Here is a 17,019-nt window from a genome sequence, read left to right as displayed (position 1 = left end):
TAGAAAGCTTCAATCGACGGTCAAACAGATTGACCGCAGATTCGGGAGTATCAAAATTCCATTTATATCTGAAATTGACTGATAATCGTTTGTAAGTTGACTGCCATCTGCGCCAGTTGCATTGCTGCTTGAGCCGTGTTACTCGCTCCGATCGTGGTCGTCTGAGCATTTTGAGCCACCACTCCAATATTCTTGGCGATGTCTGAACTTCCCTTTGCAGCTTCTGCAACATTACGAGAGATTTCATTCGTCGTTGCCGTTTGTTCTTCAACCGCGCTGGCGATCGTATTTTGAATGTCGTTAATTTGGTTGATCACGGCTGTAATTTGAGTGATCGCTTCAACCGCACCGCTTGTATCCGTCTGAATCGCTTCGATCCGTTGACTAATATCTTCGGTGGCGGCGGCGGTTTGTTTTGCCAGCTCTTTGACTTCATTGGCAACGACCGCAAAGCCTCGACCTGCATCTCCCGCTCGTGCCGCTTCGATCGTGGCGTTTAATGCCAGCAAATTAGTTTGCTGCGCGATCGAGGTAATCACTTTGATCACTTTGCCAATTTCAACGCTGCTTTGACCTAGCTTTGTGATCGTCGCGTTGGTTTGATCGGAAGTTCTGACCGCATCACTCGCAACTTTTGCGGCTTCTGCCGCGCTTTTCGCGATTTCTCGGATGCTCGCGTTCATTTCTTCGATCGCTGTAGCAACTGTGGCTGCATTCTGGCTCACTTGTTCCGCCGAAGCTGAAGCCGAGGTTGCTTGTTCAGCCGTTTGTCCTGCATTGCCTGTCATTTCATGACTCACAGCAGAAAGTTCTTCGGCTGCGGTCGCGACCGTTGTTGCCACTTCTGTAATCTGCCGCAGCGAACTCCGGAGATTTTCGATCATTTGGTTGATGCTGCGGGTGAGGGTGCGAAATTCTCCGGTGTTTTCTGCTTCGATTTGGTTTGCCAAATCTCCTTGAGCAACAGCACAAGAGATCTCAGCAATGCCGCGAACTTGCTCAGTGATATCGTGAGCCATCTGATTGACGGTTTCGATCAGCTCTTGCCAGATTCCTGTTGCGCCTGCGATCGTTGCAACTATTTCCAGATTGCCTTCGGTGCCAATTTCTCTCACAACTCGCGTAAATTCGGCAGTGTAAAGATTAAGCCGATCGATTAGATCGTTGACGATCGGTGCGATTGGGAGAGATTCCTCACTGGTTGACATTTTTTGGCTGAGGTCGCCTTGCGCGATCGCGCTTAACACTTGCTCGGCTTCGCTCATTCCTTGAGTCAAGTTCTGATTGCGGATCATTAACTGATTGAATTCTCGCGCTATCTCGCCGAAGCCGTTGTTCTCATCTAAACGAACCGAGAAATCGCCTGCGTTTGCGGCTTGCATTGCCTGTAAAAGTTGCTGCATATGTGCTTTCATCGCGGTTGCCGATCCAGCGCTTGCTGTTTTTGGGGTTGAATTAGAAACCATCGAGATATCCTTAGTTAATTGAGCGAACTCGTGATTAGGGTTGAATCTGAAAATTTGGTTGAATCTGAGATTTTGATAGTATCCAAGATCAGCAGAAAACCTTGCTCAAGTTTGTATGCGCCTTTTAGAAAGCCTCGAATGTGAGCAGTCAAATTAGCAGGCGGCGGCTCAAATGTTTCGCTGTCACAGGACAAAATATCTCCAATGTCCTCAACAATGAAACTGATCACATCGTCGATCGTGTTCACAATCACGTTGTAAGTCGTTTCCTCGCCAATGCCACAGGATGCCGATCGCAGTCCCAATCGACAAGGCAAATCCACGACGGGAATCACCTGTCCGCGCAGATTCATTAAGCCGCAAATGTCTGGAGGCGCGAGCGGAATTCGGGTGAGCGGGGGTTGGCGAATGATTTCTTGCACCTGCTCAATCTCGATGCCAAAGTAGGAACCCTTGAGATAGAAAGTGCATACCTGTTGAATCGTCATCGATCGCTTCACCTCCTGGTTGTGAGTTCGGGAACTCGATAAGGATTGGCTAGCTCGACGATCATAGCTAAATCCAAAATTTCAGTAATCTGACCTTGAACCGTTGCATAACAGTGAGCACCCGGACGAATTGCCGCTCCTGTCACCGTCAGCGATTCTTCTACGATGTCGAGAATTTGATTCACCATTAATCCAACAGTGCGATTCTGATCAAGTGTGATCACGACGATCGGGATACTCTCCTCAAACTGATTGAGAGAACGAGGCTTTCCGGTGAAAACGGCTTGTAGATCAATCAAAGCAACGACGCGATCGCCATATTGCATCAGAAGTTGTTGTCCAACTTGTTCAATCCTTGTCCTGGAAATTGTTTCTAGTCGAGTTGCCTGAGTCAGAACAATTCCCATCCGAGTATTCTCAGTCCCAAGCACAATCAGAATCAATTGACGATCGCGTTGTTCTGATTCAGAGACCGCAGTTGAAATGGGGATCTGCTTTTGAACACCTGCATATCGAGCAAGTCCAGCAGCATCAAGGATCAGCGCCGCAGTTCCATCTCCTAAAACGGTCGCGCCTGCAAACATCTCCAGCGATCTTAACTGTTTACTGAGCGGCTTAATCACAATATCCTGAGTATCTTCAATGTCATCCACAAGCAAGCCATAGTGATATCGATCGACGGTAATCACAACGAAATAAACTACATCAGTTGTTGTGGTTGATAGCTGTAGAACGGAAGCAAGATTAACCAAAGGCAGAATCTGTCCGCGCAGTCGATATACAGGAGCATTCAGCACTGTTTCAATGCTTTGATCAATTTGTTCTTTCCCTTCGATTCGCACCAGTTCCTGGATGCTGGCTTGAGGAATTGCAAATCGTTCACCTCCACTTTTCACCAGTAGCGTCGGAATAATGGCTAACGTCAGGGGAATTTTCAGGCGAAATGTAGTTCCCTGACCTAATTGGCTCTCAACCTCGACCGTGCCTTTAACCGCTTCAATGTTTCGCCGCACGACATCTAAACCAACTCCGCGCCCAGATAAGCGGGTCACTTCTGTCGCCGTCGAAAATCCAGGCTGAAAAATCAGATCCAACGCCTCTTGGTCGCTGATTAATTCCGCTTCGGTGGCGCTAATTAAGCCGAGTTGCTGCGATCGAACTTTAATCTGTTGAGGATCAATGCCCGCACCATCATCGCTGATTTCTAGAATTACTTTACCGCTTTCTTGGGCAGCTCTTAACTTGAGCATACCGGAAGCCGATTTACCCGCCGCCAGTCTAGCCGTTGAGAGTTCAATCCCGTGATCAATACAATTGCGAATTAAATGCGTCAGAGGATCTTTAATCGCTGCAACAAGACTACGATCGAGTTCGGTTTCACCCCCTTCGAGAACCAGCGTCACTTCTTTACTACAGGCGATTGCTAAATCTCGCACAAATCGAGGCAAAGTCCGCCAGAGCGTATGAAGCGACTGCATTCGCGTCTGCATCACCTGATCTTGCAGTTCATTCGTAATCAGATTAATTTGCTGACAGGTTGAAACTAAAGCAGCATCGCTGCTTGTTGCGGTGAGTTGCAGCATTCGATTGCGGGCGAGAACCAGTTCACCCATCAGGTTCATCAAATGATCGAGCAAATTGATTTGAACTCGAATCGTAGAATCAAACGGGGTTAAAGCTTTTGCTTCAGCATCTTCCAAACTTTCTCTGGGATTGATGCTATCGATCGCAGCATCCACCGCGCAAAGCGCCGTTAACGTTGCAGTCAAGCTGGAATAATCCTGATTGCCTTCGGTTTTGGTAATTTCGATCGTGCGTAAAATCTGTCGAATCACATCTGTGAGCTGCAGCAGCACTGTTGCAATCTCAGGAGAAATTCGGCGCTGAGCCGTCCGAATCTTGTCGAGCAGTGCCTCTCCTGCATGAGCGATCGCTTCAAGTTTCGGAAACGGAATGAATCCACAGTTTCCCTTCATCGTATGCAGAGCGCGATACATCCGATTGAGCAGTTCTGTGTCGAGAGAACTATTTTCCAGGTTCAAAACATCCTGCTCAAACTGGGCAAGAATCTCGTGACTCTCAACCAGAAAAACCTTTAAATCTTCTGCATCGATTTCATTCAAAGGCTGCATGTACTCCGGACTCAACAGGTGCCCACTATTCCTATCCTACGGAGGATGAACACGGCTCACAATCTATCCTAAGATAGACGTTGATCCAAAAGAAATGCTGAACACTAATGAAAATTCACTTGATAGGGGGATATGGATTGTCCGACCTGCGGTTCGACTGAACTCCACCGGAATGGGCACCGCAATCACGTTCAGTGCTACAAGTGCAAACGCTGTGGACGACAGTTTCTAGCATCCTACAGGCAAATTCGGTACTCGGAAGACATCAAGCAGCTTTGCATTCAGATGTATCTTAGAGGCATGAGTACCCGACGCATCGAAAAAATGACGGATATTCATCACACCACCATTTTAAGCTGGCTTCGAGGAGTCGATTTGGACGTTTTAGAGCTGTCTTGCGGAGAGGAACTAGATTCCACAGAATGATGTGAGCGATAGTGAAAGGGGTAGGAATCGTGGACGATGCAAATTTGACTTCAGTGCTAATTGTGGATGATGCAGCGTTCTCACGACGGATGCTTCGCAAGTATGTAGAAGCGGAAGGCTACCAAGTTTTAGAAGCCTGTAATGGACAACAGGCGCTAGAGATGGTGCAGCAACATCACCCAAGCTGTATTCTGACAGATTTGCTCATGCCGGATGTGGATGGCTTTCAACTCTTGCAAATGCTACGAGAGCAAGGTGAGGCAATTCCGATCGTAATTATCACAGCGGATATCCAGGATGCCTCGCGCGCACGTGGAGTTGCATTGGGAGCCGCAAGCTTTATCAACAAACCCGCAAAAGAAGATCAAGTGCGGCAGACGATTCGCCAACTCTTGCAGCCAGAAGGAGCCGATGTTTGATGCCACTGATTACAGACGAGCAACTGGATGCGCTTCAGGAGTTTATCAACATTGGTGTTGGGCGAGCTGGAGCCATGCTGAACGAAATGGTAGCATCCCCGATCGTGCTGAATGTTCCAGCTTTACAAGTGTTTAATAGCACAGCCTTGCAGCAAGAACTAGCAGCGCAGTTTAATGGCCACTGTTTATCCACAGTGGGATTAAAATTCTCAGGCAGCTTTACTGGCAGCGCAGAATTAGTCTTTCCGACGGATAGTGCTGCTGCGCTCGTCTCGCTGTTAACCGGTGAGGAGCGCGATTCTCCCGATCTGGATGCCGTGAAAATTGGTACCTTGACCGAAGTGGGAAACATCGTGATCAACGGAGTGCTCGGATCAATCAGTAACTTACTGCGGCGACAAATGGATTACGCGCTGCCGACCTACTCCGAGGACAAGCTCGACCATCTTCTATCTGAAAATTACCCATTCGAACTCGATACTGTTTTTTTCCTTGCTCAAGCAAGATTTGAGATCGAACAGCTTGAGATTATGGGTGAAATTATTCTAATTTTTGAAATGGCTTCCTTCGATGCGCTCCTGATCTGTATTAATGAAGAACTGAGACTAATCTCATCGTTGTGAGCAGGAGCAGTTCAATCTCATGTCCCACGGTCACGATCGCTTCAGCCTATTAGATCAAATCCCGCTCGGTGTCTGCGTTCTACGCGCTGATTATCAAGTGGTGTTTTGGAACCACTGTCTAGAAGAATGGACAAAAATTCCGCGCGATCGCATTAAGGGACAAGCGATTCGCGAATTTTTCCCCCGGTTTGCTGAAGCCCTGTATGTCAATCGCTTGGCTCCCATTTTTGCAGGAGGCCCGCCGACGATTTTCTCCTCACAACTGCATCACTATTTGATTCCCGCCACGCTCTCAAATGGCAGCAAGCGCATTCAGCACACCACGATCACGGCAATTCCCGCAGATGAGGGAGACGGGTTTTATGCCATGATCTCGATTCAAGATGTGACGGACTTGACTTTTCGCGTTCAGGAATATCGGCAGATGCGCGATCGGGCAGTTGCCGAAGCCAAAGAGCGCAAATACGCTCAAGAACGCGCCGAAAGTGCAAATCGGGTCAAAGACGAATTTCTGGCGGTGGTGTCCCACGAACTGCGAACACCCCTCAATCCCATCCTCGGCTGGTCGAAATTACTCGCTGAAGGCAGACTTTCGGGTGCGGCTGTTCAACGCGCCCTTGAGACGATTGCCAGAAACGCAGCCCTACAAGCCCAATTAATCGATGATTTACTCGATGTTTCTCGAATTCTGCGCGGCAAATTAACGCTCGCTCGGCATACGGTCGATCTCGTTCTGATTGTGCAAGCAGCGCTCGATACTGTCCGGTTGATGGCAGAGAATAAGGGGATTGCGATCACGCTACAGACCGATCGCGCTGCTCCGATTGTGGGGGATACCATGCGACTTCAACAAGTGGTGTGGAACTTGCTCACCAATGCGATCAAATTTACTCCAGAGGGCGGAACGATCGAGGTAACGCTCCGCCGTGAATCTAAGCAAACGGTTTTGTCTGTTCAAGATACGGGAACTGGCATTGCGCCAGATTTCCTGCCGTTTGTGTTTGAGGCGTTTCGTCAAGCGGATGCTTCTAGTACACGCAAAGTCGGCGGCTTAGGGCTAGGGTTAGCAATCACGCGAAATTTAGTTGAGCTTCACGGCGGAACAATCAAGGCGGATAGTACCGGGGTTAATCAGGGTTCAACCTTTGCGATCGCGCTGCCCAATCCTCAAGCGGAAAATCAGGTGATCAAGTTTCCTCATTCTTTAGAGCCAAGTAAAGACGTGAACCTGGTTGGTGTACGCGTTCTGATCATTGATGATGAGCAAGATAGCCGCGATCTGATTCAGTTTGTGTTGGAAAGTAGTGGCGCGATCGTGACTGCTACAGAATCAGTTGCAGCCGCGATCGCTGCGCTCAATCGTTACACGCCCGACTTAATTGTGAGTGACTTAGGAATGCCAGAGGCAAATGGGTTTGACTTGATTCAAGCGGTGCGATCGCGCTCCGACGAGGCACAGCAGATTCCTGCGATCGCGCTTACAGCTTATGCGTCTGAATTGACTCAGCAGCAAGCCCTTCTCGCTGGATTTCAGCAGCATCTTGTTAAACCCATTCACCCGGATAAACTGCTTGAAGCGGTCAGTCAGCTAGTGATGCTGAATCGAACACCCCATTAACGAAAGTTCGATAGAAAGAACTCGCTTCGATGCTGCATTTGGGTTGCCCCTAAATCCCCCACGAGTGGCGGACTCAGAGGAAAGAGGTTCCCTAACCTCAAGTGAGTTGGCGTAACACAATAAGCGATCGCGCCATCAAAGGAACCGCTTGATTAGAGGCAAAAATCCGCTCCTCTTGAATAAAGCGAGGCTCTTTGGTGTCGATTAGCATTTGCCATTCTTTGTCTGCTAGCGCTTGCGGCAAGATGAACTCAATCGTTTCCCAATAGGCATTAAACAGCAGCAGAAAGCTATCATCTCTAATTTTTTGCCCTTGAGGTCCAGGGCTGGGAATTCTATCACCGTTGAGAAACACGCCGATCGATTTGGGATAGCCTTCTTGCCACTCTTGTTCGGTATGTTCTGTTCCATCCGGGTCAAACCAAGCAATATCCGGAACTCCTCGAATCGCCTGACCCTGGAACCACTTGCGACGACGAAACACCGGATGCTGACGGCGGAAATAAATCAGTTCTCGGCAGAAATTGACCAAATCCTGATTGCCCTTGACCAAATTCCAATCAAACCAGGAGATTTCGCTGTCTTGACAGTAGCCGTTGTTGTTGCCTCTTTGCGATCGACCCAGTTCATCGCCCCCCAACAGCATCGGAATTCCTTGGGACAGCATCAAAGTGACGAGCAGATTTCGCCGTTGCCGCTCCCGGAGCTGTAAGACTTCCGGGTCGTCTGTTGCTCCTTCGACTCCACAGTTCCAAGAGCGATTGTGGCTTTCTCCATCGCGATTGCCTTCGCTGTTGGCTTCGTTATGTTTTTCGTTGTAGCTGACTAAATCATTCAGCGTGAACCCATCATGTGCTGTGATGAAGTTAATGCTGGCATTGGGTCGTCTGCCATTTTGCTGGAAGTATAGGTCGGGACTGCCCGTGAGTCGATAAGCGAACTCTCCTAACGTCTCGTCTTCCCCCCGCCAAAAATCCCGCACCGTATCGCGATATTTACCGTTCCACTCTGACCACAGTACCGGGAAGTTTCCAACTTGATAGCCGCCCTCGCCCACGTCCCACGGCTCAGCAATCAGCTTCACATCCGCTAATATTGGATCTTGATGGATGATGTTGAAAAACGCAGCCAAGCTGTCCACTTCATACAACTCCCGCGCCAGAGCAGAAGCCAGATCAAAGCGGAAGCCGTCTACGTGCATTTCTGTGACCCAATAGCGCAAGCTATCGGTGATCAACTTCAAGACTTGAGGATGTCCGGCAGAGAGCGAATTACCACAACCTGTAAAGTCCATGTAATAGCGCTTATTGTCTGCAACCAGATGATAGTAATTTCTGTTATCAATTCCCCGCAGCGAGAGCGTCGGCCCCAGATGATTGCCTTCCCCAGTGTGATTGTAAACTACGTCGAGAATGACCTCAATCCCAGCTCGGTGCAAGGCTTTCACCATTTCCTTAAATTCAGCCACTTGTTGCCCTAGCGTCCCACCAGCACTGTAAGCGGCGTGAGGGGCAAAGTAGTTGATCGAGTCGTAGCCCCAATAGTTCTTCAGTCCTTTGTCGGCAAGATGTCCTGGGTAGGCGAGAAAGTGGTGAATCGGCATGAGTTCAACTGCCGTAATTCCCAGTCGCTGCAAGTGTTCGATCGCGGCTGGATGCCCCATGCCCGCATAGGTTCCTCGTAGCGCTTCAGGAACATCTGGGTGTAGCTTCGTGAAGCCTTTGACATGAACTTCGTAGATAATTGTTTCATGCCAGGGAGTCCGCAATAGCTTATCGCCTTCCCAATCAAAGGATTGATCCACCACCACCGATTTAGGCATCAATGGAGCGCTATCAAGTTCTGAAAACGATAGATCTGCATCCGGACTATTCCAGTCATACCCGAAAATCTCAGGACCGTTCCGCACGTCTCCGTCGATCGCTTTGCCATAAGGATCAATAAGAAGCTTGTTAGGATTGAAGCGAAATCCTTGTTCTGGTTCATAAGCTCCATGCACCCGATAGCCGTATCGCTGCCCTGGCCCTACACCAGGTAAATACCCATACCACACAAAGTTATTCACTTCGGTCAGCTTTACCCGTGTCTCTTGATCGTCGCGATCAAACAGGCACAATTCAACCGCAGTTGCATTCTCAGAAAATAGGGCAAAGTTGGTTCCTTTTCCATCCCAATAAGCACCCAGGGGATAGACGTTACCAGGCCATACGGAAACATGCATAGGGGACTTTCGCTTAAAATCTAGGCGTGAACAATAATGTGGCAGACTGGACGATCGCTGAAGGATTTACAGCCATCCAGCTCGTTTCTCAATCCGCATATTTTTTGACAATAGGGATTACTAACGCTGTTGTCTATCGCTCTAGGGGTGGAATCGATCAGAGTGGGGAGTAGAGATCGCTCTATCTGATTGGTTCTTCACCTTTGTCGTCAGCCTCTAATCTCCTTGCGCTTCTTCAAGATGTAACAGACTGACAATGACACCCGCGATCGGCACCGACAAAAAGATTCCTAGTGGCCCTGAAACCCTTGTTCCAACTAAGAGCGCAAAAAACACAACGACCGGACTGAGATGAACAGTGCTTTGCATGATACGCGGAGAAATGAAGTTATCCTGCAATTGTTGTAGAATCACGCAAACGGCTAGAACTTTGAGCGCGGTCAGCCAGCCACTCTGCACCAAGATAACCAAGCAAACAAGAGACACCCCTAACGTCGCTCCAATTCCAGGAATGAGGTCAAACACTCCAACAGTAACCGCAAGCAAAAACGAAAATGGAATCTGAAACAGAACAAAAACCAGAAAAGTAGCAACACTCAGGAGAAACGAAACCAGTAATTGACCTCGAAGAAAGCCGACAAAGTTTCTTTGTACTGCGGTAGCGACGCGGCTTCGATGTTGAGCTGGAACTAATTTCAGCATGAGTTGCCACAGTTTTGCACCATCAATCAGCATGAAAAAGGCAACTACCAGCACAATAATAAAGGTCACATAGTTCTGGAAAAGAATTGGTAGAGACTGAATTGTCCAATTTAAGCTTGATATAAATGCGTTGCGAATTTGAGCTTCGATCGCATCCAGATTCAGGGGAATATTGCGGGCTACCAGAGCATTTTGCAACTGATCGAGCGGATTGTTTGCGCTATTTAGCGTCTGGAGCAACAAGGTTGCTAATTGCTGAACCTGATCGGCTAACGTGAGCGCGATCGTCACAACGGCAACAATAATAAAAATCAGGCTTAACGCAATGACAAGACTCAGCGCAATACTTCTTTTAACAAAGCGCTCTAGATAGCGGACTGGATAGTTGAGCAGAAGTGCCAGAATTGCTGATAACGCAAATACAAAAATCACATACTCAAAATACTGAAGTAGCGAAACAAATACCCAGCCAGAGGCAAAGAACAGCAGAAATCGAACCAAAGCATTCGTGCTGATTCGGTTCCATAAGGACTGATGATTTGTGGGGTCTGGCAGTTGATCCATGAAGGCTACCTTTTTGACGATCGATCACAAAGCAGAGCGTACTGTTAGCGATAGGAAGGTCACTACTCTACTCGACATCGCAAGCATCCAGGATACGTCAAAGGAATTACTCAATCGGTCTGCCTAAAAGCCTCCAGACTAAAATTTTTAGTTAAACAATTTTTAGTTAAACAATGTAGTGAGCAAAGTAGCTATAGCGAGATTTGCATGAAGCGAAGCTAAAAGGCTTCTATCAATAGGTTGAAAGGTATTGTTGTTTTTGTATTACCAAAAAGATAGAGGCGCTGCGGATCATACAGACCCAGCAGCGCCTCATCCGACTATTCAACGCTCGATCGATCACAACTCTTTACGACTTAGCGACATCAGTTTGCTTCTGCTCAGCACTAGAAGCTTGATAAGCTTTCTCTAGGCGCATAAGCTGTTTTGCTTGGGCTGACAAAGCACCTGTATCCAGCCAGTTTGCAATCAAGGCATCGGTCGAGAATAACCCTGCTCCATTCACGGCAAACACCAGAAAACAAGCGGCGTAAATTGCGGATAACTCTAGATAAGTCAGATTCAAGCCCGCTACGAGGATGTGATGATACATCGCAACACACATTGTACCGAATAATCCTAAGGCTGCTGGACGAGTCAAAAAGCCGATGACCAGCAATGGTGCACCGATCGTTTCAGTGAGGGCAGCGAGATAGCTAAATACGATCGGGAAGGGTAGCCCGATGACCTCGACATAAGCATGAGCAAAGCTTTCAATATCGGCGAACTTGTCGAGTCCATTGTGGATCATCATAATGCCCAGGACAGTTCGCAAAATTGCCCAGACCGTTTGCGACCAGAAGTTAGGCGTAACAGTCGGTTTCAGAAGCGTCGTTAAAAAAGCAGAGGGTGCCATAGGTTTAGGGTTGCGCTGTGAGAAAAAGTATTAAATTACATTAACTATAGCATTAAGAAACGTAAAGAGACCCTGGCTGTGCAGTGTGGCTTCTTAAGCAATAAGACTCTAAAACTTGCTCATTTTCTTTCTGGATAGAATCCTACTGAGGCGTAGAAATTCCTGGAAATCGGGAGCTTGAGATGGTTTTGGGTTATTTTTTGAATGACTTCTGAAAGCGAAACTGTAATCTATCGCTCTGATATTTCAGTCTTTAGATAGAAAGTCTTACAGCGAACTTTACTTTTCTTAATATCATGGTTAAGGTTTGTGAATAGAGTTAACAGTCTTCTAGGTAGATCCTTTCAAAAATGCCCCAGCAGCCCTGCCCTTGGTATGCCAAACAGGTATACCAAGGGCAGAGTGGATACCCTCCACTTCAAAGGCTAAAGGCTAAGGCAGGTTTACGGAGGGGCTTAGTCTTTACAAAATGAGCAGAATCTAAAGGATAAGAGTGATGAAAGTTCAGAAATTCGCGCCTGTGATTGCCGCTTTTATTGGCTGCCTCTTCTTTATTACCATTAACCTTGTGGCTCCTCAGAGTGCTGCAAGTAGCCCACAACAATCTCACTATTTGATTAAGCCCCTACAGGTCGATCGTGTCTTGTATGTACAGCCAAGGCTATCACTAGGCAATCTAGCACCGGACTCGTTATTAACAGCATTAGAAGAGATTTCACAGCGTTACGCGATCAAAGGCTCCAGGTTATATACTCGGCAGGTCAATGGTCGAGAAATTCCAGGGTTGTTGGTGTTTACTGCGCCGCTAACGGCACAGATAACAAATGACTAGATCCATTCAGCTAAGCTGAGATTGATATCTTCCGCTGCTTTTATTAAGGAACACCTGACTTGAAACGATCGCGAATTGGACTACTTATTCTAGCGGTGCTGCTGATTGCGCTCTCCTGGTGGGGCATCTTCACAGCCCGCGCAGGATTAATTGTGCGTCCCTTGAATCAAGAAGGAGTTCCACTGCTCTATCTTGCGCCAAAGTCAGCGAAGTCTGTTCCGGGAGTGTTAGTTGCACATGGTTACTCTGGTTCAAAACAGTTGATGCTGACTTACGGATATGTATTATCTCAATCAGGCTATGCAGTCATGCTTTGGGATTGGGATGGTCATGGTGCAAACCCAAATCGTTTGCAGTCTGGTTCACTCCAGCGTAACTTTCAAACGGCTTGGAATGCGATCGCACAGCAGCCAGAAGTAGACCGTTCTCGACTTGCGGTGCTGGGGCATTCGATGGGAAGTGGAGCCGTGATGGATGCTGCGATCGACCATCCGAGCGATTTTTCTGCAACTGTTGCGATCTCGCCCACGGGCGCGACTGTAACTGCGGATCGACCCCGAAATCTACAGCTACAAGCGGGCACTTGGGAAGGTGGATTTATTCGTAATGCAGAACGTATCCTTCAGCAGGCAGGCGGTATCAATTCGGATACCGCATCAGAACGAGGGCGCGAGTTTGTCTTGGTGCCCAATGTAGAACACATCACGATTTTATTTAATTCAGTCAGTCACACTGCGGCACGCCACTGGCTCGATCGCACCTTTGGACAACAACAGCAAAGTCAGTACGTCGATCGTCGGATGCTTTGGCAAGGCGTTCATCTCGTGGGATGGATCATGGCGCTTACTGCGGTGATGCCAAGTGTACGAATGAAGGGCGAAGTTTCTGCGATTTCAGCAGTACAGCGCTGGGGTGGTTTGATTTTATCGTCGATCGTGCCGACCCTTGGGCTTGTTTTACTGAATCGTGTGATTGATCTGCAAACGCTGGGTGGTGTTCAAGTGGGTGGAGCCGTCGCGCTTTGGTTCTTGATAGCAGGAGCAATTTGGCTGAGCGTGTTGCGCCAGATTCCGCCACTGAGATTACGAGCGGTGGGCGTGGGAATCGGTGTGTTTACAGTGCTATGGATTGCGGTCGGAGCGATGGCACAGGTTGTATGGTTGCAGTCGGTGTTGACTCCAGAGCGGTTAGTTATTTGGGGAGCGATCGCGATCGCGTCACTGCCTTGGTTTCTTGCAACTGAAATGACGCAGCAAAATCGAACGCCAGCGCAACGACTCGCTTGGGGAGTTGCACAAAGCATTGCCCTCATTGGCGGGTTTGTGTTGGTACTGCAATTTTTACCGCAGCTTGGATTTATGTTTTTGCTGCTGCCGTTGTTCCCGGTATTAATCAGTTTGTTGTCGATCGTCTCCGCACAAGTGCGAGAGAGTTGGAGTGTTGCAATCCCTAGTGCGTTATTTTTCGCATGGCTGTTAGCCGCAGGGTTTCCGCTAGCGTAGTCCTGCGATCGCGATACTCATTTAGGGCGCTTGAAATTGCGGCGGATTGTCTTGGATCTTCCGAACTAAACCGCGCCGCTCTGCGTGTTTAGTGGTGATTGCAACACTTCTTCTTGCTTTTGAGATATCAGCTTGATCAAACGCATCATAAAGCTGATTAATGAGATCGTCGATCGACAGCGGATGCTTCTCATCTGCAAGAACCTGCACGATCGCGTCCATTGGTTTGGCTCCTTTGAACTTTGCCTTGAGTGCTGTTGCGTCGAAGGCTGATTGATCAGCTTTAGCAGATGTTGCTTTAGGTTTGGAGTTCGACGCTTCAGGCTGTGATGCAGGTGCGGTTTGGCTGCTTTGTGAAGCGCTGGGCTGGCTGTCTCCTAAAAGTGAGTTAATATAACCGAGCAAGCGATCGATTTCTGCTTCAGCTTGCTTACTAACCGCTTGAACAATTTCATCTTGCTCGTTCAGTAAACGATCGCGGGTTTGCTCTAGTTCAGCTTTGAGGGAGTCGTTAAGAATAGGAGGCACTGTAGATTCCTTAATTTGAAGCGCATTTACTTCGATTGTAGTGCGATTCGCTGTCTTTGATGTCTCTTGTCTACTACTAATTTTAGTTTCTGAAGAGTCTGCTACCTTTTCTAGTGGGTAAGACGAGCTATCTTTTACCCAGCTTTAACCCTGAATGACTAAGTTTTCTGCTAAGACTGAGGCGAAAACCTACTGGGGACATCCCTCTATGCCGATGAAACGTCGGAATCTTCTTCTACTTCTGGGTGCTGCGGCTGGCACAACTGCGATCGGTAGCTTGGTGAAAAACAGTCAAAAGTTTTCGATGCCGTTTCAATCAACAGAAACAAGCGGGACTTTGACGAATCTCAGCTTTAAGCCAATTCAAAGTCCGATGTCACTGCTAACTAATGTTAAAGCTGTGACTGCGTTTGAGATTGTGGATGATTTGGTTATTCCAGAAGGATTCTCTTATCAGGTGATTGGGGCTTGGGGCGATCGAATTGGGGATTCCCGGTTTGGCTATAACAATGATTACTTATCCTTTGTGGAGACGGCTCCGAATGAAGGCTTTTTGACAATTAACTTTGAGTACATTAGCGCGATTCCGTGGTTGCAATCTTACTCAAAAGTGTTGGGCAAAGCGCTCCCGATCGCCGCAGTTGAGCAAGAACTCAAAAAGAAAAAAGCACTCAACGCCCTTGCTCTACCCGAAAAAAGTGCGCTCAAAGCTCAGATTGCAACTATTTGCAAAGAAGCGTTGATTGATCAAGGCATGGGTGTCATTTCGATTCGTAAGACTCCAGACGGCAAGTGGGAGCGAACCTTCTCAAACGCCGATCGCCGCATCACCGGAATCTCAGGCTTAGAAGATAAACGTTACCTTAGCTGTACTGGCGCAGCAAAAGCTGTGTTTCAGAAGAAAACGGGAACAGGGTACATTGATAAACTGGGCGATCGGATCATCGGGACATTTGGTAACTGTGCGGGCGGTACAACGCCCTGGGGAACTGTTTTGAGTGCGGAAGAAAACATTCACATTCAAGTTCCTGAGCCAGTTTATGCTGATGGCACATCGTTTCCGCCCGATCGCGTGACGTTCAGGATTAACGATGAGGATGTTTCTGGACAAGGTAATGTTTTTGGATTGTCTGGTAACAAATACGGCTGGATTGTTGAAGTTGATCCAGCTAACCCGAACGACTATGGAACTAAGCATACTTGGCTCGGTCGCTATCGTCATGAGGCAGTCGGGGTGAGAGTTGAGGCGGGAAAACCCTTAGCGTTTTATTCCGGGTGCGATCGACGCAGTGGACATATCTATAAGTTTGTCAGTCGTGATTCAGTGAATGATCCGAAAGATAAAGCAAATTCCCGCTTATTAGCCGATGGAATGCTTTACGCTGCAAAGTTCAACGAAGATGGTACAGGACGCTGGATTGCACTAAAACCTGATACTGCGGTTAATCCTGAAGATCCAGCCACGATCGTTGGGGGTATGATCAATCTCCCTAAACGCCCAGAGGGTGGATTTATTAGTATTCGCAGTAGAGGTGCGATCGACCAGTACAAGCGGCGATTCAAAACGCTAGGCGATCTCTATGAAGGCAATCCGACAGAAAAACAAGGTGCGATTTTGATCGATGCTCACTATGCTGCAAATGCGTGTGGTGCCACCTGTACAGCTCGACCCGAAGACACCGAGATTGCTCCAGATGGCTCTCTGTACATTTCTTTTACTTCTGGATCGTCAGATAGTCGAGATGGTGGTGCAGATAAGCGTGTGTTTAAAGGCCCGAAAGGCGAAACCCCTTATGAACACGGGTTTGTCATGCACTTAATTGAAGACAACAATGACCCTGCTGCACTGTCTTTCCGGTGGACAATGTTAGCAATGGGCGGCGAACCGACTGCGGGTGGTGCAGGCTTCTCAAATCCTGATAACTTACTGATTGATCCGGATGGTCATATTTGGATTGTTACCGATATGTCTTCGGACAAGTTAAACAAAGCGGTTCCAAGGCGGATTGATAAAAATGGAGTCCCAACCAGCCAATCCAACTTACGCGGACTGTTCGGCAACAATAGCTTATGGTTTGTGCCCACATCGGGCGCAAATGCTGGCAATGCTTATCTGTTTGCAATGGCTCCGATGGAAGCTGAATTAACTGGGCCGTTTTTGAGCCGCGATCGTCAATCCCTCTTTCTCGCTGTTCAGCACCCCGGAGAAAGCAACGGCATTCGTCAAAATATGAAGTCCGAAACCCGCAAATTTGCCATGAAAACGACAGACGGCAAAGACTTCACCCAATCGCGCCAAGTTCCGATCGGTTCTAACTTCCCCGATAAAAAAGCAAACGCTGTACCCAAGCCTTGTGTCGTGGTAGTAACGAGGAGCGATCGCCAGAACATTACATCCACCTAGTATTGCAGAATAGTCTTGCAGAGGCTTGGTTATACTTTGCAGAGTTGACATCCGCTTCAACTATTTCAGTGGATAAGCCTAAACATAACCTGAGTTCGGGATAAGGAATGGGACAAGAAAGGGGCAAACTCGATAGGCTGAAATTGCTAAAAATCCCGCCCAATTTGCCCTCATGTCTAGTCTAGAAGAACTCTTTTGC

At 48.0% G+C, this 17,019-nt stretch carries 14 protein-coding genes; 7 read left to right on the top strand and 7 right to left on the bottom strand.

Features of this window, described 5'->3' with window-relative positions:
* Positions 1-62: 62 nt before the first annotated feature.
* From NC980_RS23355 to NC980_RS23345, 3 genes are read right to left on the bottom strand one after another with little or no spacing between them, the layout of a single operon-like run.
* The gene (locus tag NC980_RS23355; RefSeq protein WP_190375741.1) at positions 63-1,466 is read right to left on the bottom strand and encodes a HAMP domain-containing methyl-accepting chemotaxis protein; all 1,404 of its coding nucleotides are present in this window, start codon (positions 1,464-1,466) and stop codon (positions 63-65) included.
* 14 nt (positions 1,467-1,480) lie between these two features.
* On the bottom strand, positions 1,481-1,954 hold the full coding sequence (locus NC980_RS23350) for a chemotaxis protein CheW (RefSeq protein ID WP_190375740.1): 474 nt from the start codon (positions 1,952-1,954) through the stop codon (positions 1,481-1,483).
* A gap of 8 nt (positions 1,955-1,962) precedes the next feature.
* Positions 1,963-4,086, bottom strand: coding sequence for a chemotaxis protein CheA (locus NC980_RS23345; protein WP_190375739.1), 2,124 nt, complete (start codon positions 4,084-4,086; stop codon positions 1,963-1,965).
* Between the two features lie 132 nt (positions 4,087-4,218).
* Here NC980_RS23345 and NC980_RS23340 point away from each other — a divergent pair, with 132 nt between their 5' ends.
* Genes NC980_RS23340 through NC980_RS23325 form a run of 4 tightly spaced genes read left to right on the top strand, consistent with a single transcriptional unit; the run spans position 4,219 to position 7,172 of the window.
* A complete protein-coding gene (locus NC980_RS23340) occupies positions 4,219-4,512 on the top strand; it encodes an IS1 family transposase (protein WP_190375738.1) in 294 nt (97 codons plus the stop codon).
* 29 nt (positions 4,513-4,541) lie between these two features.
* On the top strand, positions 4,542-4,931 hold the full coding sequence (locus NC980_RS23335) for a response regulator (protein ID WP_347272570.1): 390 nt from the start codon (positions 4,542-4,544) through the stop codon (positions 4,929-4,931).
* Complete coding sequence (locus tag NC980_RS23330) at positions 4,931-5,554, top strand: chemotaxis protein CheC (RefSeq protein ID WP_190375737.1); 624 nt, start codon at positions 4,931-4,933, stop codon at positions 5,552-5,554. Before NC980_RS23335 ends, NC980_RS23330 begins: the two co-directional genes overlap by 1 nt.
* A gap of 19 nt (positions 5,555-5,573) precedes the next feature.
* The gene (locus NC980_RS23325) at positions 5,574-7,172 is read left to right on the top strand and encodes an ATP-binding protein (protein ID WP_190375736.1); all 1,599 of its coding nucleotides are present in this window, start codon (positions 5,574-5,576) and stop codon (positions 7,170-7,172) included.
* 97 nt (positions 7,173-7,269) lie between these two features.
* On the opposite strand, the gene glgX is transcribed toward NC980_RS23325, so the two are convergent.
* The 3 genes from glgX to NC980_RS23310 form a co-directional block, all read right to left on the bottom strand.
* On the bottom strand, positions 7,270-9,393 hold the full coding sequence (gene glgX, locus NC980_RS23320) for a glycogen debranching protein GlgX (RefSeq protein ID WP_190375735.1): 2,124 nt from the start codon (positions 9,391-9,393) through the stop codon (positions 7,270-7,272).
* A 216-nt stretch (positions 9,394-9,609) separates the two neighbouring features.
* Positions 9,610-10,659 carry an AI-2E family transporter gene (locus NC980_RS23315; protein WP_190375734.1) on the bottom strand — a complete coding sequence of 350 codons (1,050 nt, stop codon included), beginning with the start codon at positions 10,657-10,659 and terminating at the stop codon, positions 9,610-9,612.
* Between the two features lie 349 nt (positions 10,660-11,008).
* Positions 11,009-11,554 (bottom strand): DoxX family protein, encoded by a 546-nt coding sequence (locus tag NC980_RS23310; RefSeq protein WP_190375733.1) that lies wholly within the window; start codon positions 11,552-11,554, stop codon positions 11,009-11,011.
* Positions 11,555-12,050: 496 nt separating this feature from the next.
* Between NC980_RS23310 and NC980_RS23305 the strand changes: the two genes are divergently transcribed.
* Positions 12,051-12,386 (top strand): hypothetical protein, encoded by a 336-nt coding sequence (locus tag NC980_RS23305; protein ID WP_190375732.1) that lies wholly within the window; start codon positions 12,051-12,053, stop codon positions 12,384-12,386.
* 59 nt (positions 12,387-12,445) lie between these two features.
* Positions 12,446-13,888, top strand: coding sequence for an alpha/beta fold hydrolase (locus NC980_RS23300; RefSeq protein WP_190375731.1), 1,443 nt, complete (start codon positions 12,446-12,448; stop codon positions 13,886-13,888).
* 21 nt (positions 13,889-13,909) lie between these two features.
* On the opposite strand, the gene NC980_RS23295 is transcribed toward NC980_RS23300, so the two are convergent.
* Positions 13,910-14,416 (bottom strand): hypothetical protein, encoded by a 507-nt coding sequence (locus tag NC980_RS23295; RefSeq protein ID WP_190375730.1) that lies wholly within the window; start codon positions 14,414-14,416, stop codon positions 13,910-13,912.
* 208 nt (positions 14,417-14,624) lie between these two features.
* Here NC980_RS23295 and NC980_RS23290 point away from each other — a divergent pair, with 208 nt between their 5' ends.
* On the top strand, positions 14,625-16,820 hold the full coding sequence (locus NC980_RS23290; RefSeq protein WP_190375751.1) for an alkaline phosphatase PhoX: 2,196 nt from the start codon (positions 14,625-14,627) through the stop codon (positions 16,818-16,820).
* Positions 16,821-17,019 lie beyond the last annotated feature (199 nt).

It is taken from the genome of Leptolyngbya sp. AS-A5 (assembly GCF_039962495.1).
Lineage (GTDB): Bacteria > Cyanobacteriota > Cyanobacteriia > Leptolyngbyales > Leptolyngbyaceae > Leptolyngbya.
The sequence above is the reverse complement of the archived record's forward strand: the minus strand, read 5'-3'. Positions and strand labels throughout refer to the sequence as shown.